The organism is Sphingomonas sp. NIBR02145 (genome assembly GCF_027359115.1).
GTDB classification, from domain to species: Bacteria; Pseudomonadota; Alphaproteobacteria; order Sphingomonadales; family Sphingomonadaceae; genus Sphingomonas; species Sphingomonas kyeonggiensis_A.
Map to the genome: position 1 here is coordinate 217180 of NZ_CP114791.1, position 18440 is coordinate 235619.

The 18440-nt window shown below is 66.6% G+C and carries 19 protein-coding genes; 7 read left to right on the forward strand and 12 right to left on the reverse strand.

Annotation, left to right across the window (positions count from 1 at the left end; genetic code table 11):
- Window positions 1-270: 270 nt before the first annotated feature.
- Entirely contained in the window at window positions 271-1113 is an 843-nt protein-coding gene (locus tag O3305_RS00960) for an SDR family oxidoreductase (protein ID WP_353739215.1), read from the reverse strand.
- Between the two features lie 82 nt (window positions 1114-1195).
- Between O3305_RS00960 and O3305_RS00965 the strand changes: the two genes are divergently transcribed.
- Window positions 1196-1588, forward strand: coding sequence for a winged helix-turn-helix transcriptional regulator (locus O3305_RS00965; protein ID WP_269574770.1), 393 nt, complete (start codon window positions 1196-1198; stop codon window positions 1586-1588).
- A 184-nt stretch (window positions 1589-1772) separates the two neighbouring features.
- Here O3305_RS00965 and O3305_RS00970 read toward each other — a convergent pair whose 3' ends face one another.
- Together O3305_RS00970 and O3305_RS00975 are read right to left on the reverse strand one after the other, a co-directional pair.
- Window positions 1773-3167 carry a methyl-accepting chemotaxis protein gene (locus O3305_RS00970; RefSeq protein ID WP_269574771.1) on the reverse strand — a complete coding sequence of 465 codons (1395 nt, stop codon included), beginning with the start codon at window positions 3165-3167 and terminating at the stop codon, window positions 1773-1775.
- Between the two features lie 232 nt (window positions 3168-3399).
- On the reverse strand, window positions 3400-4575 hold the full coding sequence (locus tag O3305_RS00975) for a BaiN/RdsA family NAD(P)/FAD-dependent oxidoreductase (protein ID WP_269574772.1): 1176 nt from the start codon (window positions 4573-4575) through the stop codon (window positions 3400-3402).
- A gap of 75 nt (window positions 4576-4650) precedes the next feature.
- Between O3305_RS00975 and O3305_RS00980 the strand changes: the two genes are divergently transcribed.
- A complete protein-coding gene (locus O3305_RS00980) occupies window positions 4651-5058 on the forward strand; it encodes a hypothetical protein (protein ID WP_269574773.1) in 408 nt (135 codons plus the stop codon).
- Here O3305_RS00980 and O3305_RS00985 read toward each other — a convergent pair.
- Both O3305_RS00985 and O3305_RS00990 read right to left on the reverse strand, forming a co-directional pair.
- Window positions 5055-5234: a hypothetical protein gene (locus O3305_RS00985; protein WP_184167798.1), complete on the reverse strand. Its 180-nt coding sequence runs from the start codon at window positions 5232-5234 to the stop codon at window positions 5055-5057. The two genes, O3305_RS00980 and O3305_RS00985, sit on opposite strands and share 4 nt — an antisense overlap.
- Window positions 5235-5320: 86 nt before the next feature.
- A complete protein-coding gene (locus O3305_RS00990; protein WP_184167796.1) occupies window positions 5321-5578 on the reverse strand; it encodes an SWIB/MDM2 domain-containing protein in 258 nt (85 codons plus the stop codon).
- 284 nt (window positions 5579-5862) lie between these two features.
- Here O3305_RS00990 and O3305_RS00995 point away from each other — a divergent pair, with 284 nt between their 5' ends.
- The 3 genes from O3305_RS00995 (at window position 5863) to O3305_RS01005 (ending at window position 9024) form a co-directional block, all read left to right on the forward strand.
- Window positions 5863-6099 (forward strand): hypothetical protein, encoded by a 237-nt coding sequence (locus O3305_RS00995; protein ID WP_269574774.1) that lies wholly within the window; start codon window positions 5863-5865, stop codon window positions 6097-6099.
- A 163-nt stretch (window positions 6100-6262) separates the two neighbouring features.
- Window positions 6263-7921 carry a 2-isopropylmalate synthase gene (gene leuA, locus O3305_RS01000; RefSeq protein WP_269574775.1) on the forward strand — a complete coding sequence of 553 codons (1659 nt, stop codon included), beginning with the start codon at window positions 6263-6265 and terminating at the stop codon, window positions 7919-7921.
- Between the two features lie 17 nt (window positions 7922-7938).
- A complete protein-coding gene (locus O3305_RS01005; RefSeq protein WP_269574776.1) occupies window positions 7939-9024 on the forward strand; it encodes a M50 family metallopeptidase in 1086 nt (361 codons plus the stop codon).
- Window positions 9025-9226: 202 nt separating this feature from the next.
- Here O3305_RS01005 and O3305_RS01010 read toward each other — a convergent pair whose 3' ends face one another.
- Entirely contained in the window at window positions 9227-10354 is a 1128-nt protein-coding gene (locus O3305_RS01010) for a zinc-binding dehydrogenase (protein ID WP_269574777.1), read from the reverse strand.
- 178 nt (window positions 10355-10532) lie between these two features.
- Here O3305_RS01010 and O3305_RS01015 point away from each other — a divergent pair, with 178 nt between their 5' ends.
- Entirely contained in the window at window positions 10533-11669 is a 1137-nt protein-coding gene (locus tag O3305_RS01015; RefSeq protein WP_269574778.1) for a GGDEF domain-containing protein, read from the forward strand.
- Here O3305_RS01015 and O3305_RS01020 read toward each other — a convergent pair whose 3' ends face one another.
- Genes O3305_RS01020 through folE form a run of 3 tightly spaced genes read right to left on the reverse strand, consistent with a single transcriptional unit; the run spans window position 11670 to window position 13397 of the window.
- Entirely contained in the window at window positions 11670-11978 is a 309-nt protein-coding gene (locus tag O3305_RS01020) for a dihydroneopterin aldolase (RefSeq protein WP_502958212.1), read from the reverse strand.
- Between the two features lie 34 nt (window positions 11979-12012).
- Window positions 12013-12777, reverse strand: coding sequence for an SDR family oxidoreductase (locus O3305_RS01025; protein ID WP_269574780.1), 765 nt, complete (start codon window positions 12775-12777; stop codon window positions 12013-12015).
- On the reverse strand, window positions 12777-13397 hold the full coding sequence (folE, locus tag O3305_RS01030; RefSeq protein WP_269574781.1) for a GTP cyclohydrolase I FolE: 621 nt from the start codon (window positions 13395-13397) through the stop codon (window positions 12777-12779). Before folE ends, O3305_RS01025 begins: the two co-directional genes overlap by 1 nt.
- Before the next feature lie 232 nt (window positions 13398-13629).
- Here folE and O3305_RS01035 point away from each other — a divergent pair, with 232 nt between their 5' ends.
- Window positions 13630-16311, forward strand: a complete 2682-nt coding sequence (locus O3305_RS01035) for a TonB-dependent receptor domain-containing protein (protein ID WP_269574782.1) — start codon at window positions 13630-13632, stop codon at window positions 16309-16311.
- A gap of 117 nt (window positions 16312-16428) precedes the next feature.
- Here O3305_RS01035 and O3305_RS01040 read toward each other — a convergent pair whose 3' ends face one another.
- The 3 genes from O3305_RS01040 to O3305_RS01050 all read right to left on the reverse strand — a co-directional run bounded on the left by O3305_RS01040 (window position 16429) and on the right by O3305_RS01050 (window position 18160).
- Complete coding sequence (locus tag O3305_RS01040) at window positions 16429-17031, reverse strand: TMEM175 family protein (protein ID WP_269574783.1); 603 nt, start codon at window positions 17029-17031, stop codon at window positions 16429-16431.
- 54 nt (window positions 17032-17085) lie between these two features.
- Window positions 17086-17481 carry a hypothetical protein gene (locus O3305_RS01045; protein ID WP_269574784.1) on the reverse strand — a complete coding sequence of 132 codons (396 nt, stop codon included), beginning with the start codon at window positions 17479-17481 and terminating at the stop codon, window positions 17086-17088.
- 64 nt (window positions 17482-17545) lie between these two features.
- A complete protein-coding gene (locus O3305_RS01050; protein ID WP_269574785.1) occupies window positions 17546-18160 on the reverse strand; it encodes a YceI family protein in 615 nt (204 codons plus the stop codon).
- Between the last annotated feature and the right edge of the window lie 280 nt (window positions 18161-18440).

Consider the following 18440-nt stretch of genomic DNA (forward strand, 5'->3'; position numbering starts at 1 on the left):
CCGCGAAGGCGGCGATCCGTTGGCGCTGAGCTGGTTGAGACTCGCTCCGGCCAGCCGGAATGGATCCCCGCCTTCGCGGGGAAAAGTGGGGGTGGCGTCGGGTTTTCTTGCTCCCCTCCCTGCAAGGGAGGGGTTGGGGGTGGGTGGCGAGCGTAGCGAGCTCGGCGCGACGGTATGGAAAGAAGAAAAGGCCGGGCATCGAGCCCGGCATTTTCAAACCCACCCCTAGCCCCTCCCTTGCAGGGAGGGGAATGATTGGGAGGATCTGGTTTAGATCAGCGCCTTCACCGCATCCGCCAGGCTGGTCGTGGGGTGGCCGGTCAGCTTCGACAGCACCCGGCCGTCGTCGAACAGCGCGCCCTGGGCGATCTCGACATCCCAGCCTGCGAGCATCTCGGCGAAGGGGGCGGGGACGCCGGCGCCGGTTAGGGCAGCCGCGTACTCGGCCGGGGCGAGGTTGTGGAAGGGGATGTCGCGGCCGGTCTGGCGCGAGATCTCGGCGGCGAGGTCGGCCAGGGTGAAGGCGGTGTCGCCGGCCAGCTCGTAGATCGTGTTCTCGTGGCCGGTGCCGGTGAGCACGGCGACCGCGGCATCGGCATAGTCCGCGCGGGCGGCCGCGGCGATGCGGCCCTGGCCGGCGGCGCCGATCAGCGCGCCGTGCGCGACCGCGCCCTGCACGCCGGCGGCATAATTCTCGGTGTACCAGCCGTTGCGCAGGAAGGTGTAGGGGATGCCCGAGGCAGCGATCGCCTTTTCGGTGAAGAGATGCTCGCCCGCCAGGCTGAGCCTGCTCGTGTCGGCACGCAGCAGGCTGGTGTAGACGATGCGGCCGACGCCGGCCTGCTTCGCGGCTTCGATCACGGCGGCGTGCTGGGCCTCGCGCTTGCCGACCTCGCTCGACGAGATCAGCAGCAGCGTGTCGATGCCGGCAAGGGCGGCGGCGAGGGTCTCGGGCTGGTTATAGTCGAAGGCGCGGGCGGGGACGCCGAGATCAGCGGCCTTTTCGGGGCTGCGGACCAGCGCGACGATCTGGTCGGCGGGCAGCTTTGCCTTGAGCTTCTCGACAGTGAGGCGGCCGAGCTGGCCGGTGGCTCCGGTGATGGCGATGATCATGTGTCCGTTCCTTCTTGGCGGGTGACGGACATCCAGATATTGGCCTTGCTTACTATTCGTAAGTACATACATTCAGGTAAGTATGGAAAAAAGCCCGGAGCCCTTCTCGACCCGCGTGCGCCGTGGCGCATTGCTCGAGCGCAACTGCCCGTCGCGCGAGGTGCTGAAGCACATCTCCAGCCAATGGGGCGTGCTGATCCTGATCGTGCTGGAAGGCGGCACGCACCGCTTCAGCGAGCTGCGCCGCAAGGTGGACGGGGTGAGCGAGCGGATGCTGGCGCAAACGCTGCAATGGCTGGAAGGCGACGGGCTGGTCGAGCGGATCGCCTATCCGGTGGTGCCGCCGCATGTGGAATACAGCCTGACGCCGATCGGGCGCGAGGCAGCGGGGCATATCCGCGCGCTGGCCGACTGGATCGAAGTGCGGCTGCCGGACATCTGCGACGCGCAGGCGGCGAAGGTGGCGGCGGAGTAGGGGGGGGGGCTTCTTTCACTCCCCTCCCTGCAAGGGAGGGGCTGGGGGTGGGTTGCGAGCGTAGCGAGCCCAGCTGACCGGTGGGGATAAAAGAAAAGGCCGGGCATCGAGCCCGGCCTTTCCTAACCCACCCCTAACCCCTCCCTTGCAGGGAGGGGAATCTGAAGGTGGTATCTCCACGCAATCAGAAGCTGGCCCAGTCGTCGCTGGAGGCCGGTGCCGCCGGGCGGGCCGCGGCGAGCGGCTTGACCGGGGAGACATAGCCGCGCTGCTTTTGCGGGCGCGACGGGACCTTGGCCGGGGTGCGGGCGCGGACGGTGGGGGCGCCGACGTCGAACTTGCCGGCCTGCTCGCTGAGCGCATCGACTTCGCTGCTCAGGTTGCGGGCAGCCGCCGAGGATTCCTCGACCATCGCGGCATTCTGCTGGGTCGACTGGTCCATCGTGTTGATCGCCAGGCTGATCTCGGTGATCGCGTTGGCCTGCGCCTGGTTATCGCTGGCCATCTCGCCGAGCAGGGTGTGGACCTCGGCGACATCGCTCGAGATGTTGGCGAAGGCGCCGTCGACCTTCTGGACCATCTCCACCGCAGCGACGATGTCGGTCTGAGTGGCGGTAAGCTGATCGCGGGCGCGGCCGGCTTCCTCTTCGGCGCGCATCGCGAGCGCGCTGACCAGGTCGGCGACGACCGCGAAGCCGCGGCCCGCCTCGCCGGCGCGGCCGGCTTCGACCGCAGCGTTCATCGCGAGAACGCGCGTCTGGAAGGCGATCTTGTCGAGACCCTCGATGACGCTGTCGATGCCCTTGGCGCTTTCGCTGACCCGGGTCATCGCCTGCACGGCTTCCTCGGCGATCTCGCGGCCGCCCGAGACGGTGGCGATGGCGCCATCGGCGCGCTCGACGGTGCGGCCCGCGGCGGCGGCGGTTGCCTTGAGGCGGCCGTCCATCTGGCTGACCGCGGCAGTGGTCTGCTCGAGGCTGGAGGCGTTCGCCTCGGTACGGCGGGCAAGATCTTCAGAGGCCGAGGCGATCTCGGCCGAGCCGGTCTGGATCGTCTCGGCGCTCTGCATCACCGAGCCGATCAGGTCGCGCAGCGCGCCCAGCGCGGCGTTGAAATGGTCCTTGAGCTCGGCATAGCCGGCCGGGAAGCTGTCACCGATGTTCGCGGTAAGGTCGCCGCGGCTCAGCTGCTCGAGGCTGGCGCCGAGATGCGAAACGGCGATCGACTGCTCCTCCGCCTGGCGCTGCTGCTCGACCGCGTTGTCGCGGAAGGTGTGCATCGCCTTGGTCATGCGGCCGACGCAATCCTGATAGTTGGTGAACTCGATCGGGCTGTTGAGGTCGCCGGCGGCAAGCGCTTCCATGCGGACCACGGTGGCGACATAGGGATTGGCGATCGCGGCGCGGTAGCGGACGCACTGGATGGCGGCGCCGCCAATCAGCAGCGCGACCAGCGGCAGCGCGACCATCAGCGGCGCGAGGAACGCGACGAGGGCGACCAGCGTCATCACGCCGATCAGCGAACTGAATGCTACGTAGAGCTTGAGACGAATAGGTGCCGTGGCTTCAAACCAATGCATCGAAAGACCTCCTGAAGGTTCCAGAAGGCTCGAAGCCGGGAACCATGTCCCCGCGTGGTGCAAAGTCTGCACGATCGGGCAATGATCCCTTTGTAGAGGACACAATGGCGCAACATTCGTCATTGGCGAATATTTCAATACGTGAAAATACCGTAATAAAACCGCCACGATGGTGCGAACTGGCGGTTTCCGCTACGGAAACTGCGCAAAATTACCCGCAATATGTGATAAATCAGGCGGTTGGGGCGAGTGCCAGACCGGCCGCGCGGCCGCTCGCCCAGGCCCATTGGAAGTTGTAGCCGCCCAGCCACCCCGTAACGTCCACGGCTTCGCCGATCGCGTAGAGGCCGGGCAGCTTGCGGGCCTCCATCGTCTGCGAACTGAGTTCGGCGGTGCTGATCCCGCCGACGGTGACTTCGGCCTTGGCATAGCCTTCGGTGCCGTTCGGGCTGAAGCGCCAGTCGGCGAGGCGGCGGGCGGCGTCGTCGAGCTTGCGATCGGGGGTGTTGGCGAGCTCGGTGGCGAGGGCGAGCTTCTCGGCCAGCGCTTCGGCCAGGCGATCGGGCAGGGCTTCGCCGAGCAGCTTGCGCAGGGTGACGCGCGGGCGCGCACGCTTGGCGGCGAGCAGCCAGCCGGGCTCGGCTTGCGGCAGGAAGTCGATGCCGATGCTCTCGCCGTGGCGCCAGTAGCTGGAGACCTGGAGGATCGCCGGGCCCGAGAGGCCGCGATGGGTGAACAGCGCGGCTTCGCGGAAGGCCGCCTTGCCGGCGCGGGCGATCACCTCGGTGGAGACGCCGGAGAGCTCGCGGAACAGCGCTTCCTCGCCGCTGAGGGTGAGGGGCACGAGGGCGGGGCGGGGCTCGACCACCTTGAGGCCGAAGCGGCGGGCGAGGTCATAGGCGAAGCTGGTGGCGCCGAGCTTGGGGATCGAGGGGCCGCCGGTGGCGATCACCAGCGCGGGCGCCTCGGCGGTGCGCTTGCCGCAGGTGATGCGGAAGCGGGCGTCGGCATGCTCGACCTGGGGGGCGTGGCCGAGCCAGAGCTCGACGCCGCCGCGCTCGCACTCGTCGAGGAGCATATCGACGATCTGGCGGGCCGAGCCGTCGCAGAAGAGCTGGCCGAGGGTCTTTTCGTGCCAGGCGATGCGGTGCGCCTCGACCAGGTCGAGGAAATCCTGCGCGGTGTAGCGGCCGAGCGCGGACTTCATGAAGTGCGGGTTCTGCGAGAGGTAGCGGTCGGGCGCGGTGCCGATATTGGTGAAGTTGCAGCGGCCGCCGCCGGAGATGAGGATCTTCTTGCCGGGCGCATCGGCATGATCGACGAGCAGCACGCGCTTGCCCCGCTGGCCGGCGGTGAGCGCGCACATCAGCCCCGCGGCGCCGGCTCCCAGGATGATCGCGTCATACATGCGCTGCGCCTAGCAGGTGTTCAGGCTGCGGCAAGCGGCGGTGCGGGACGTTGCGGGTACGAAAGGAGATTGGGGATGCATCTTCTGCTTGGCATGGCGCTGGTGGCGGCGCCCTTCGTCCAGGACGATCCGATCTGCGCGGACCTGCGGCGGCTGTCCGCCGCGGTGGGGGACGCGGAGGCCTATCAGGCGCTGTACCGCTCGGACTTCGCGCCGAAGCTGCTGCGGGGCTGCTTCCGCAGCGACGGCTATTTCTGCAGCCAGACCATGCTGCCGCCCGAGATCACCCACGAGACGATGGCGAAGCGGATCGCCACGTGCCTGCCGGGGGCGACGGTCAATGCGGGCGAGCCCTGGCCGGGGCTGGCGCGCAGCGTGGTCACCGGCGGCGGGCTGGTGTTCAAGCTCGAGGAAAGCGGCAGCGAGCGGGCCCATGTCGGGCGGATCCTGCGGATCGAGATTCGGCCCCAGCCCGCACCCTAGTGGAGCTTGGCGATGCTCAGCCCGTCGAGCTTGGCGCGCTCCTTCACCGATTCCTCGCTGCGGGTGAGCGCCTTCGCGATCGCCTTGAGGGCCATGCCCTTCTTGGCGAGGGTGTGGAGCTTCTGGATCTCGTCGGCGCGCCAGGGCTGGCGGTGACGCTCGAAACGTTCGGCCATTCTAGTCCTTCCTAAGCAAAGGGGCGGGCTCCGTCCGGAACCCGCCCCAAGCGCTTTCAGCGGCGGGGCATGCGCCCCGGCCCGGCTTACTTGACGTGCTTCGCGATGTGCTTGTTCATCTCGAACATCGTCACCTTGTCGGCGCCGAAGATCGGACGCAGCACGTCGTCAGCGAGGATCTCGCGCTTGTTCGCCGGGTTCTGCAGGTTGTTCTTCTTGATGTACTCCCACAGCTTGCTCACGATCTCGCTGCGCGGGAGGTCCGCAGTACCAACGATCTTGGCCAGCTCGGGCGAAGGGGTCACCGGCTTGGCGATGCCGCCGCGTGCTTTGGTCTCGGCCATAAAGTCTTCTCCTGTTCCTGCCCTTGACGGGCCATGCCTTCGTCTGCGCCAGCGGCTTGTGCGAACCGTTCCGCCGCCTTTTGCGCCTACGATGTTCCGTGGTGAGGGCGTTACTCCTCACCTGACAACCCTTTGATCGTGCCAAATCGCGTCTGTCTAGAGAGCAGATGCGCCGAGACGCCCCCTGAGAGCGACATTTTGGGGATAAGTCGGGTTAAACCGCCGGTAGGAGAGGGCAAAACGCCATGCTAAGGAGCGTTTTCACGGCAAAAGGGGAGAGCGGGATGCGCGTTCTGGTGGTTGGCGGATTGCTGATTCTGGCAGGCTGTGGCGGCAGCGGCACCACCGGCACCAACTATTCCGATCCGCCACCCATGGCCGAGATCGTCGCCACGCCGAGCCCCAAGGCCAGCGAGACGCCCGAGGCCGATGCCGCGGCGGTCAATGCGGCGGAGGCCACGGTCGAGGCCGATGAGGCGGTCACCAATAGCGACGCTACGGCAGTCACAAACGTAATGTGAGTGGACAAGGCGGCGCGGGCTTGTCTAAAGGCATGCCCAACATGATGACCCGCGCACTTCTCGGCCTGCGACTTATCCGCCCTTAGGGGCCGGACGCACATGTGCACGCCCCTAAGGGCACTTCACAATTGAAATCGAAGTCTCCAGCCGAGAGAGAGCTGTCATGTTGCGCGATCCGTCCATCAAGTACCGTCCCTTCCCCCAGGTAAACCTGCCCGGCCGCCAATGGCCGAGCCGTACCATCACCAAGGCGCCCCGCTGGCTGTCGACCGACATGCGCGACGGCAACCAGGCGCTGATCGACCCGATGGACGCGGAGAAGAAGACCCGCTTCTTCGAGCTGCTCTGCAAGGTGGGCGTGAAGGAGATCGAAGTCGGCTTCCCCAGCGCCGGCGCAACCGAGTTCGACTTCATCTCGGGCCTCGTCCAGCAGGACAAGATCCCCGACGACGTGATCGTCCAGGTGCTGACCCAGTCGCGCCAGGACCTGATCGAGACCAGCTTCCAGTCGCTCAAGGGCGCCAAGAAGGCGATCGTCCACCTCTACAACGCCGTCTCGCCGGCCTGGCGCCGCATCGTGTTCGGCATGAGCCGCGAGGAAATCAAGCAGATCGCCATCGCCGGCGCCAAGGTGCTGCGCGACGAGGCCGCCAAGCAGCCCGACACCGACTGGCATTTCGAATACAGCCCCGAGACCTTCTCGACCGCCGAGCTCGATTTCTCGGTCGAGGTCTGCGAGGCGGTGATGGACATCCTGCGGCCGACCACCGACAAGCCGCTGATCCTCAACCTGCCGGCGACGGTCGAGGCGGCGACGCCGAACATCTATGCCGACCAGATCGAGTGGTTCTGCCGCAACATCCGCAGCCGCGACACCGTCGTCATCAGCCTGCACACGCATAACGACCGCGGCACCGGTGTTGCCGCGTCGGAGCTGGGCCTGCTCGCGGGCGCGGACCGTGTCGAGGGCTGCCTGTTCGGAAACGGCGAGCGCACCGGAAATGTCGACCTGGTGACGCTGGCCCTCAACATGTACACGCAAGGCGTTGATCCGGGCCTGGATTTCTCGAACATCGACGAGGTGATCCAGACGGTCGAATATTGCAACCAGATCCCCGTCCACCCGCGCCATCCCTATGCCGGCGACCTGGTGTTCACCGCCTTCTCGGGCAGCCACCAGGACGCGATCAAGAAGGGCTTCGCGGCGCAGGAAGCGCGCAACGACGAATTCTGGGACGTGCCGTACCTGCCGATCGATCCCAAGGACCTGGGCCGCGACTATGAGGCGGTGATCCGGGTGAACTCGCAGTCGGGCAAGGGCGGCGTCGCCTGGGTGCTCGAGCAGGACAAGGGCCTCAAGCTGCCCAAGCGCATGCAGGCCGATTTCTCGCGCCATGTGCAGGCGCTTGCCGACGAGACCAGCCGCGAGCTCAACGCCGCGGACATCTGGGGCCGGTTCGAGCAGACCTATCTGCCGGGCGAGAAGGACCGCTTCGTGCTCGAGGATTATGAGGAGACCGGCGCCGCCGGGCAGCGCGTGTTCGTCGGCCGCATCGCGGTGGACGGCGAGACGCGTTCGATTTCCGGGCGCGGCAACGGCCTGATCTCGGGCGTGATCGACGCGCTTGCCGGCACCACCGGCCCGGCGCTCGACGTGGTCGACTATAGCGAGCACGCGATCGGCCACGGCGCCGATGCGCAGGCCGCCGCCTATGTCGAATGCCGCACCGCCGATGGGCGCACGGTGTTCGGCGTGGGGATCGACGCGGACATCGCCACCGCTTCGGTGCGCGCGGTGCTCAGCGCGGCGAACCGGGTCTGATCGGGAACCGGCGCGGGATGCTCTCCGGTATCCTGCGCTGGTCCACGGTTTCGAATGTGATCCTGATCGCGGGGACGTTTCTCACCTTCGTGTTTTACGGCCAGGCATTTGTGACCCATCCGACCGTCTGGGTGCCGATATTGTGCACGGCCGCCGGATGGCTTTTCGGTATCTTGATCCACGAGATCGGCCATGCCGTCGCAGCGATTGCATGCGGCTGGCAGATTCTGGCTTTTCAAGTCTATCCCGTCGGCTGGCACGGACCGAGCTGCACGCTTACGCTTCTGCCGCGTAGCGTCGGCAAGGAGGCGGGCGGTTATGTCGTTATCGTGCCACGCAGTCTGGCCACTGGCAGTGCCACGCGCTGGATGACGATCCTGGCGTGCGGTCCGGGGGCCAGCCTTGCCCTCGCCGCGACAGCACTGATCATTCGGGAGACGTGGCTGCGCGGGGTCGATACGCCCGGCTTGATCGCGAGCAATTTCGGCTTGGCGATCGCCATCCAGTCCTGCGTGTTCGCAGCGATCTCGCTCATTCCGCAGGGCGGGAGCGATGGCGCTCATATCATCGCCATGGCACGGCGCGACCCCGAGAAAGACGCGATCTGGCCCTATGTCTGGGCAAGGACGATGCTCGACTTCAACCTGCGGCTCCGCGACCTGCCCGGCTGGCTTCTCGCCGCGCAGCGCGACCTTCCCTTTCCCGAGAAGGAGCGCGAGCAATATCTGGCGGGTCTTGAGATCGGCCTGGCATTGGATGCGGAAGTGCCTGACTATTCTCGGGCCCGCGCGCTGATCGACTCCCATCTGGTACACTATGGCGCCAGCGCGTGGCTCGCTTCATGCGACGCTTATCTCGCGGCGATCGGAGAAGGGGATGCCGAGGGCGCTGCACGGCGGCTATGGTCGGGCGAGCCCGACCGGCAGGTGATGGCGATCCAGCATGCCGCCAAGGCGTCGGTGCTTGCGGTGCAGGGCGACCGGCGCGGGATGCGCGCCGAACTGCTGCGGATGCGCAAGGCAAATCGTGCAGACTGCCCCTATCGCAACGCCACCTTCCGCGACATCGAGCGCCGGATCCGCGCGGCGCTGCGCCCTGCTTAACCTGTATCGGCATTCGAGTTCAGAAGCGATGTCCTGAGCACAAACCTCGTCACCCCGGCCTTGTGCCGGGGGCCACGGCGCGACACGCACTGGACCTGAACCCTAAATCCTGCCCTCGCCGCCCGGTGGACCCCGGCACAAGGCCGGGGTGACGGTCGAATGAGGTCGATGACAGTCCTTCAATCCTGAACGTAGATACGCCCTACCGGCTCGGATCGATCAGATACTTCTCGCCGGTGGCCTTCTTCGCATAGGCCTGCACCACTGCCGGATCGAGCGCTTCGGCGAGCGAGATCGTCTGGGTGTAGGTGCTGGCGAAAGTGGTGGTCAGCTCGGCGGCGACGCGGGCGCGCAGGCGCAGCGTGCCTTCGAGGCCGAGCTTCATCAGGAACGGCGTGACCAGGAAGCCGCTGATCCCCCAGGCGAGGCCATAGCCGCGATCGAGCTCGGTCGGCGTGGTGTCGAGCATGCCGTAGATATAGACCTGCTTCCAGGTCGAGGAGCCATAGCGGCTATAGGCGGTGGCGGTGCGGTTGGCGGCCGCTTCCATCGCGTGGAGGATCGAATTGACGATCTTGCCGCCGCCGATCGCGTCGAAGGCGAGGGTGGCGCCGGTCTCGGCGATCGCGTCGGTGAGCGCCTCGCGGAAATCGGGGGCGCTGCTGTCGACGATATACTTCGCGCCGATGTCGCGCAGGATTTGCGCCTGCGCTTCGCTGCGCACGATGTTCACCAGCGGCACGCCGTCCGCGATGCAGACGCGGTTGAGCATCTGGCCGAGGTTGGAGGCGGCGGCGGTGTGGACCAGCGCCTTGTGGCCTTCCATCCGCAGCGTCTCGACCATCGACAGGGCGGTGAGCGGATTGACGAACATCGAAGCGCCGTCGGCGGCGGTGGCGCCTTCGGGGAGCGGGATGCAGTCGCGCGCGGCGATCTTGCGATACTGGGCGTACATCGCGCCGCCGAGCATGCCGACCTTCTTGCCGAGCAGGTTGGCGACGTTCGTGCCGGCCTCGACCACGGTGCCGGCGCCTTCATTGCCCACCGCCATCGACTGATCGAGCCGCGGCTTCATCGCGCCCATCCGGCCGGCGAGGATCTCGGCGGTGAGGGTGGGGCGGTCCGGCGTGCCGCCGGCGGCGAGCGTCGCCATGTCGGCCGGGCCGAGCAGCAGCCCGAGATCGGACGGGTTGATCGGCGCGGCCTCGACCTTGACGATGACTTCGTCGGGGCCGGGAGCTTCCAGCGTCACGGGCTCGAGCGAGAGCGTGAGCTTGCCGTCGCTCGATACCGTGGAGCGAAGTTCGAGGCTGGTCAGCGGGGCCGTCATTGCACTCTCCTGTGGTCGATCGCGTCCGATCCGTATCGGGCCCCAGATATCGATCTTCCCGGCCGCGCGCAAAGCCGGCGCTGCGGGAAAATACGGAGGGCGATAAGGGGCTCGTTAACCCCTTTCCGGCCATGTTCGGGGCTCGGGGGTATCGGGATTGTTCGTCAGCCTATCACTGGTGCATGCGTGCGTCTTTGCGACGCTGGCATTGCTCGTCGGCGCGATCCGGATCGGGATGCGGAGCGAGTCCGCGCTGTCCTGGATGGTGGCGGCGCTGCTGTGCGGCACCACCGAGATGCTGGTGCTCTCGTTGGCGCAACATGGCGAGAGCGAGCTGCTCGCCGCGACCCTGCTCGTGCCGCCGGCCTATCTCTGCTTCAGCCAGGCGGTGCGCATCTCGACGGGCGGCAAGCAGCACTGGCGGGTGATCGGCACGAGCATCGCGCTGGTGATCTGCTCGCTGGCGCTGCTCGCGGTGCGGGCGCCCTTCGTGGTGATGACCATGCCCTTCCAGCTGGCCTGCGCGCTGTCGCTGGGCGACGGGATCGTCCACCTCTCGCGGCGGCCGCAGGGCTGGGTCGATCGCGCGCTGCTCGGCTGCATGGTGGTGATCGCGACGCTCTTCCTGGTGCGCATGCCGCTCTATCCGGCGCTGTTCGGGCTCGGCGTGCACTATGCCGAGATCATGCCGACCGCATTCGAGCGCGGGCTGCTGCTCGTCTCGGCGCTGCTGACCCCGCCTTCGGTGTTCCTGCTGCTCGCCAAGATCATCGCGGGGATCATCACCGAATATCGCCTGCGCTCGGAGCGTGACCATTTGACCGGGGTGCTCAATCGCCAGACCTTCGAGCAGGCGGTGCGGCGCGAACCGCTGCGCGGCGGGGCGGTGATCTATTGCGACATCGACCATTTCAAGCGGGTCAACGATCGCTACGGCCATCATGTCGGCGATGAGGTGATCAGGCTGTTCGCCGATGTGCTGGCTGCGACCGGCTTCAAGGTCGGACGGCTGGGCGGCGAGGAGTTCGCGATCTTTCTGCCGGGCAACAGCGCGAACGACGCGGCCGGCCTGGCCGAGGTGCTGCGGATGCATTTCCATGCCAGCACGCATGAAGCCATGGCACCGGATCATAGGCTGAGCGCGAGCTTCGGAGTGGCCGATTACGGGCCGGGCGAAGTGCCGGGCGAGGCGCTGATCCGTGCCGATGTCGCGCTTTACCGCGCCAAGGGCGAGGGGCGGAACCGCGTCGCGCTGTTCCATGCCTTCGGCCTGGTGCCGGTGGTGTGGCAGCCGCCCCGGGCGGTGGCTGCCTGATCAGCGCTCCCGGACGATCTCGCAGCCGATGCGGGCGTCGGGATAGATGTCGAGCTTCATCGAGCGGACGCTGACCTTCGCGACGCGCGGGTCCTCGAACGCCAGCGCGGCGACCTGGTCGCACAGCGTCTCCTGCAGCTCGAAATGGCGCGATTCCACCAGCTTGCGGATGCCGGCTCGCAGGAAGTCGTAATCGACAACGGCGTCGATCCGGTCCTCGGGCGGGGTGGCGTAGCGGCAGGTCATTGCGACGTGCAGGGTCACCCGCTGGGGCGCGGCGCGCTCCTCGGGATGGATGCCGAGGCCCATCGCGACTTCGAGGCCGTCGAGCAGGATCGTGTACTCAGCCAATGGGGCGCTCCCGGCCTTCGAACATCACGTCGCCGTCGCGCTGCAGGAAGCGCTGGCCGCAATCGACGAAGATGTTCTGCCCGGTGATGCTCTGCGTCGTGAGCAGCATCTCGACCGTGGCGGCGATGTCGGCCAGCGCGACTGGGCGCTGGAGCAGGTTCTGCCGGGCATGCTCGGCGAATTCCTGTGCGGTCTGGTCGAGGCTGGGCAGGGTAAGACCGGGCGACACCGCGTTGACCCGGATGCGCGGGGCGAGGCCGCGGGCGAGCAGCTCGGTCGCGGTGGCGAGCGCCGCCTTGCTCAGCGTGTAGGTGAGGAAGTCCGGATTGAGGTTGGCCAGCTTCTGGTCGAGCAGGTTTACCACCGCGCCCTGGTCGAGGTCGTCCTGTGCCGCCAGGGCCGAGGCGAGGGCGACGGGGGCGCCGCAGTTCACCCGCATATGCTGGTCGAGCAGGGCGAAATCGGTGAGCGGCAGCGCGTCCCAGGCGAATTGCGAGGCGTTGTTGACCAGGCCCTCGACCGGGCCGCCGAGCCCTTCGCGGGCGGCGGCGATCAGGGCGGGGGCGGTGGCGGCTTCGGCAAGCTCGCCGGTCACCACGCAGGCGGAGCCGCCCTCCGCGGCGATCTGGGCGCGCAGGGCTTCGGCTTCCTCAGGAGCGTGGTGGTGGTGGATCGCCACCTGGTGGCCGCGCAAGGCGAGCCGGCGGGCTATGCCCGCGCCAATCCGCTTCGCGCCGCCGGTAACCAGTATCCGCATCAATAGCCCATCAGCTTGAGCACTTCCTGGCGGCTGCGCTCATCGTCGCGGAACACGCCCATCATGCGGCTGGTGACCATGCCGACGCCGGGGGTGCGCACGCCGCGCGCGGTCATGCAGCCATGCGTCGCCTCGATCACCACCGCGACGCCCTGGGGCTGGAGCCGCTCCCAGATGCAGTCGGCCACCTGCGCGGTGAGCCGCTCCTGGACCTGCAGCCGGCGGGCGAAGCCGTGAAGCACGCGGGCGAGCTTGGAGATGCCGACGACGCGGTCCTTGGGCAGATAGGCGATCGAGGCCTTGCCAGTAATCGGCGCCATGTGGTGCTCGCAGTGCGACTGGAAGGGAATGCCGTTCAGCAGGACGATGTCGTCATAGCCGCCGACTTCCTCGAACACCCTGTTCAGATGGTGGGCGGGGTCCTCGTCATAGCCGGCGCAATATTCCTTCCACGCACGGGCGACGCGCTGGGGCGTGTCGAGCAGTCCTTCGCGGCTGGGATCGTCGCCGGCCCAGCGGATCAGCGTGCGGATCGCGTCCGCAACTTCGTCGGGGACCGGAATCTTGGGCGGCGATGCGACAATATCGCCGTCTTCGGGGTCCTCGTGATCATGCACCATTTTCGTCTCTTCCTGACCGCGTTCGGCCTTTACGCTACGGCATCTGCGCTTCTTGCAGAAACCGGGTGTGGCTCAACTGTATCTCCCCGGGAAAAAGGGCCGAAAACCGCAGAGTTCCGACGCTTATCCCCGTTGACGGGCTCAAAAATGCAGCGTTAGTTTCGTCCCCGATAAAAGCAACGTCGCGACCGGTACAAGCCGGCCGGCACCCAGAGGAGGGGGATTGCACCCGATGAAGAAGCTCGACTTGCTCGCGGCGACTGCGCTTACGCTGTTTTTCGCGACGCCCGCCTTTGCCCAGCAGCAGACCACGCCGGCGCCCGCGCCGTCGGACGACAGCCAGGAATATCAGTCCTCGAACGAGATCATCGTGACGGCGACCCGCCGTAACGAGACGGTGCAGGACGTGCCGATCGCGATCACCGCCATCGGCGCGCAGGAACTGCAGAATTCGGGCGTCGACAATGTCCGCGACCTCGAGCAGCTCGCCCCGTCGATCCAGAGCTCGACCGGCCAGTCTTCGGCGACCGGCACCACCATCTACCTGCGCGGCATCACCACCGGCGGCGACAATCCCGGCTTCGAGCCGGCGGTCGGCGTGTTCATCGACGGCGTGTTCCGTGCCCGTGCCGGTGTCGCCATCTCCGAACTGCCCGAGCTGGAGCGCGTCGAAGTACTGCGCGGCCCGCAGGGCACGCTGTTCGGCCGTAACACCTCTGCCGGCGCGCTGAGCATCTACACCGCGCTGCCGCAGTTCGAGACGCACGGCTATGTCGAGGGCTCGTACGGCAACTACAACGCCTATGGCGTCAAGGGCGCAATCACCGGACCGGTGAGCGAGTCCCTCGCGCTGCGCCTCGATGGCAGCTACCGGAAGCGTGACGGCTATATCAAGGACGCCAACAGCAACCGCCGTTTCAACGACGTCGATCGCTGGGCGCTGCGCGGCCAGGCGCTGCTCGACAAGGGCGACATCACCTTCCGCCTGATCGCCGACTATTACCAGACCGACGAAGTCTGCTGCGCCACCGTGTCGGTGGTCCGCGGGCCGATGGCGCAGGTCATCAACGGCATCGCCGCCTCGCAGGGCCGCACCGGCATCTATACCGGCCCGCCCAGCGACCGCATCCAGGCCGCATCGCCTAACCGCAACTATGGCGAGAAGGTGAAGGACTGGGGCTTCTCGGGCGAGCTCAACTGGGATCTGGGCGACGTCAAGCTGACCTCGATCACCGCCTATCGCGACTGGCGCGCGCTGCGCAGCCAGGACATCGACTTCTCGGGCATCGATCGCGCCTATCGCGACAATTACCGCACCGAGCTCAAGGACTTCACCCAGGAAATCCGCCTGCAGGGCTCGGCCTTCAACGGCGCGCTCGACTGGCTGGTCGGCGGCTTCTACCTGAACGAGAAGAACGACCTGACCGACACGGTGCGCTTCGGCAACGACGCCAACCTCTATGTCGACTCGGTGTTCAACGCGCTGGCCGGCCCGTCCTTCGGCGGCAAGGTACAGTTCTACGGTTCGCTCGGCCCGACGGTGCCGACGCCGGGCGCGGTGTTCCTGAACCCGGCGGTGCCGAACTCGCTGGCGGCGCTGACCTCCGTCTATGGCGCGACGCTGGCCCCGCTGGTCGGCTGCTTCCGCGCCCAGGCGGGCACAGCACCGGCCGGGCTCTGCGTGATCCCGGGCTTCCCGTCCACGCCGATCCCCGGCCTGGCGGCGCTCGCCGCCTCGCCGCTGCCGGGCGCCACCCCCGGCCAGGGCAACAACAACGACGTGTTCGGCGTGAAGACCGACGCGATCGCGCTGTTCACGCACAACATCGTCAACGTAACCGACAATCTGTCGCTGACCCTCGGCGCGCGCTGGAATCATGAGCGCAAGACGATGACGGCGTCGATCAACAGCAACACCGGCAGCTGCACCTTCTTCAACAATGTGCGTGCGGGCCAGCCGGCGGCGACCGCTTATGCGAACCTGCTGCGCCAGCTCGGCATCTTCAACAACCTGTACCTGCTGAGCTGCAACCCGGCCGTGAACAGCGAGTTCAACGGCAACTATACCGACAGCTTCACCGACGACGAGATCACCGGCACCGTCAAGCTGGCCTACAAGTTCTCGCCGAAGCTGATGGTCTATGGCAGCTACGATCACGGCTACAAGTCGGGCGGCTACAATCTCGACCAGGCGACCTTCGACTCCGTGCTGCTCGGCGGCAACGGCGCCCAGGGCCGTGACCTGCGCTTCGGCGCGGAGACCAACGATGCGTTCGAAGTCGGCTTCAAGGCGAGCCCGAGCCGTGCGTTCTCGCTGAACGTCGCGGCGTTCTACATGAACTTCTACGGGCTGCAGTCGCTGGTCTTCTCGGGCAACAACTTCGTCGTCCAGAATGTCGACAAGAGCATCTCGAAGGGCGTCGAAGTCGAATCGTCGATCCGTCCGGCGAACAACCTGACCTTCCAGCTCGGCTACAGCTATATCGATGCGCAGTACGCCAAGTCGAACAACTTCACCGGCACGCCGCTGCAGGGCCAGGAAGGCCGCCAGTTCCAGAACCAGCCGAAGCACACGGTGACCGGCGCGGTGACCTGGGAGCCGCGGGTTGCGGACAACCTGAAGGGCCTGATCCACCTCGACTTCCGCTACAACAGCGAAGTCAACATTCCGTCGAGCAATCCGGACCCCGCCAGCGGCCGCACCGCGATCCGCAACGAGGGCTATGGCCTGCTCAACGGCGCGATTGGCCTGCAGACCAATGACGGCAAGATCCGCGGCGAGATCTTCGTCGAGAACATCACCAACACCTTCTACTTCATCTCGGGCTTCGCCGTGCCGGAGCAGACCGGCAACTATAACGGCTATCCGGGCTATCCGCGCTTCTATGGCGCGCGGCTGCGCTTCGGCTTCTGATCGAGACGCCTGCGGGCAGGGATGGGGCGCTCCGGGAAACCGGGGCGCCTTTTCTTTTCGTCGGGTGCTTATTCTTTCCCCGGCGAAGGCTGGGGAAGGGCTGGGGTTCGCCTTGTGCTACCCCCCGAACAGCGCGTCGATCGGGCCCTTGGGGAGGAACCACAGCACCGCGACCAGCGCGGCGCAGGCGAGGCCTGCCCAGGGGCTGGCGAAGGTGAGGGCGATGCCGCTGGCGTAGATCGCCGAGGCGACCAGCCCCTTGCGCAGCGAATGCTGGTGATAGTCCTGTGCCGCCGCGTCCTGCCGGCCGGTGCGGCGGATCACTGACTGGAGCCACACATAGGCGAAGCTCGGCAGCATCATCACGCACATATAGACCAGGGTCGCATCATGGCTGAAATGCTGCTCGCCGAGATAGGCGGTGGCGAAGGGCACCAGCGACAGGGTGAACAACAGTGCGATGTTCGACCAGAGCAGCGCGTTGGTGATGCGGGCAGCATGGGCGAACAGCCGGTGGTGGTTCACCCAGTAGATCGCGACATAGGCATAGCTGAGCACATAGGCCGTGAAGACCGGCCAGAGCGACCAGAGGTGCGCCAGGCCATGTTCCTCCGGTGCCTTCATCTCGAGCACCATGATCGTGATGATGATGGCGATCACGCCGTCGGAAAACGCCTCAACCCGATTGACGCCGCCCCGACCTTCTTCCGTCTCGCTCATTGCCCCTCCGCCGATAATGGAGAGCATGATGCCGCCGAATGCGTGCCGGCTCAACTATTCCGAAGGTGAGGAGGGCAGGGCGCCTGCCCAGCCACGCACCGCCGCCGCGCAGAGCCGCAGGATCCTCGCCTTGTCCGCGCATTGCTCGAGAAGCGGCCGATTGGTCTTCTCATTCTCTCCCCAATAGCTGCCGCCGTCGCGCCAGCTGTCCTCCTGGGCGGGGTAGATGAGCAGATATTTTTTGAACAGCTTGGCACCGGCTTCGAGCGGGCCATCCACTTCGTGCCCGCGAATGCGATACTCGTCCGGCCAGTCGTCCTCGAACCAGCTGCCGGACTGCTCCTGCTTGCGCACCAGCTTGTCCAGGCGGACGGTGAGCACTTGCAATTCCTCGGCCGCGGCCTCCAGTTGCGCGGCCGCCGCCATGGCAGTTCGATAGTCATCGATCATCGAGATGCTCCCGTGGCGCGTATATCATGCGCCACGGAAGCAGTCGATTGGATCGGAAGAGGTCTTACTGCGCGGTGAATGCCGCGTTGATCTCGAGCGCGACTTCGTCCGAGACGAAGGGGACATACTTGTCCATGCCGAAATCGCTGCGCTTGATCTTCGCGGTCGCCGAGAAGCCGAAGTTGAGCTTCTTGGTCATCGGGTTGTCGCCGGCGCCGACGAACTTCGTGTCGAGCACCACCGGGCGGGTGACGCCGTGCAGGGTGAGGTTGCCGGTGATCCTGGCGCTGGTGCCCTGAACGGCCACGCTGGTCGAGACGAAGCGGATGTCCGGATACTTCGCGGTGTCGAAGAAGTCGGCGGTGCCGAGATGCTCGTCGAGCGCCTTGACGGTGGTGACGATGCCCGAGGCCGGAATGGTCACGTCGAGCTTGGCGTCGGCGGGCTTCTTCGGGTCGATGGCGAGCGTGCCGGTGGCGCCGCCGGCCTGGCCGGTGAACTTGCTGAAGCCGAAATGGTCTACGGTGTAGCTGACCTGGGTGTGGCCGCCGTCAACGGCATAGGTGCCGGCCGCGATGCGGGCGGTGTCGGGCTGGCCAGGGAGCTGGACCGCCTGCTGGGCGGCGAAGGCAGCGATCGGGGTGGCGGCAAGCAGAGCAACGGCAATGAGAACGCGCATGGAAACTCCTCTGTGGGGAAGGAGCGCGCTTTGTGGTGATGCCGGCCCGGCGGGAAAATCCCGAAGGCGGCAACGCATGGTTTCCGAAACGGAGCGGGGGCGCGCGGGAACAGGGTGAACAGAGAGCTAAAAGCGGGTTCCGGAAGCCTCCCAACCGGGGAGTTCCGCACTGGCGCCGGTGCCATGCCGGTGAGACGCTGTCCCGACGCTTTCGGGAGATGCGCCATGGGATATTTCTTCCACTTGCCCCAGCCCCGCCATGACAGCACGCAGGCCTGCC

Coding starts and splice junctions, on each gene's coding strand:
- O3305_RS00960 (WP_353739215.1), bottom strand. CDS start 1,113: ATGATCATCGCCATCACCGGAGCCACCGGCCAGCTCGGCCGCCTCACT.
- O3305_RS00965 (WP_269574770.1), top strand. CDS start 1,196: ATGGAAAAAAGCCCGGAGCCCTTCTCGACCCGCGTGCGCCGTGGCGCA.
- O3305_RS00970 (WP_269574771.1), bottom strand. CDS start 3,167: ATGCATTGGTTTGAAGCCACGGCACCTATTCGTCTCAAGCTCTACGTA.
- O3305_RS00975 (WP_269574772.1), bottom strand. CDS start 4,575: ATGTATGACGCGATCATCCTGGGAGCCGGCGCCGCGGGGCTGATGTGC.
- O3305_RS00980 (WP_269574773.1), top strand. CDS start 4,651: ATGCATCTTCTGCTTGGCATGGCGCTGGTGGCGGCGCCCTTCGTCCAG.
- O3305_RS00985 (WP_184167798.1), bottom strand. CDS start 5,234: ATGGCCGAACGTTTCGAGCGTCACCGCCAGCCCTGGCGCGCCGACGAG.
- O3305_RS00990 (WP_184167796.1), bottom strand. CDS start 5,578: ATGGCCGAGACCAAAGCACGCGGCGGCATCGCCAAGCCGGTGACCCCT.
- O3305_RS00995 (WP_269574774.1), top strand. CDS start 5,863: ATGCGCGTTCTGGTGGTTGGCGGATTGCTGATTCTGGCAGGCTGTGGC.
- leuA (WP_269574775.1), top strand. CDS start 6,263: ATGTTGCGCGATCCGTCCATCAAGTACCGTCCCTTCCCCCAGGTAAAC.
- O3305_RS01005 (WP_269574776.1), top strand. CDS start 7,939: ATGCTCTCCGGTATCCTGCGCTGGTCCACGGTTTCGAATGTGATCCTG.
- O3305_RS01010 (WP_269574777.1), bottom strand. CDS start 10,354: ATGACGGCCCCGCTGACCAGCCTCGAACTTCGCTCCACGGTATCGAGC.
- O3305_RS01020 (WP_502958212.1), bottom strand. CDS start 11,978: ATGGGCCTCGGCATCCATCCCGAGGAGCGCGCCGCGCCCCAGCGGGTG.
- O3305_RS01025 (WP_269574780.1), bottom strand. CDS start 12,777: ATGCGGATACTGGTTACCGGCGGCGCGAAGCGGATTGGCGCGGGCATA.
- folE (WP_269574781.1), bottom strand. CDS start 13,397: ATGGTGCATGATCACGAGGACCCCGAAGACGGCGATATTGTCGCATCG.
- O3305_RS01035 (WP_269574782.1), top strand. CDS start 13,630: ATGAAGAAGCTCGACTTGCTCGCGGCGACTGCGCTTACGCTGTTTTTC.
- O3305_RS01040 (WP_269574783.1), bottom strand. CDS start 17,031: ATGAGCGAGACGGAAGAAGGTCGGGGCGGCGTCAATCGGGTTGAGGCG.
- O3305_RS01045 (WP_269574784.1), bottom strand. CDS start 17,481: ATGATCGATGACTATCGAACTGCCATGGCGGCGGCCGCGCAACTGGAG.
- O3305_RS01050 (WP_269574785.1), bottom strand. CDS start 18,160: ATGCGCGTTCTCATTGCCGTTGCTCTGCTTGCCGCCACCCCGATCGCT.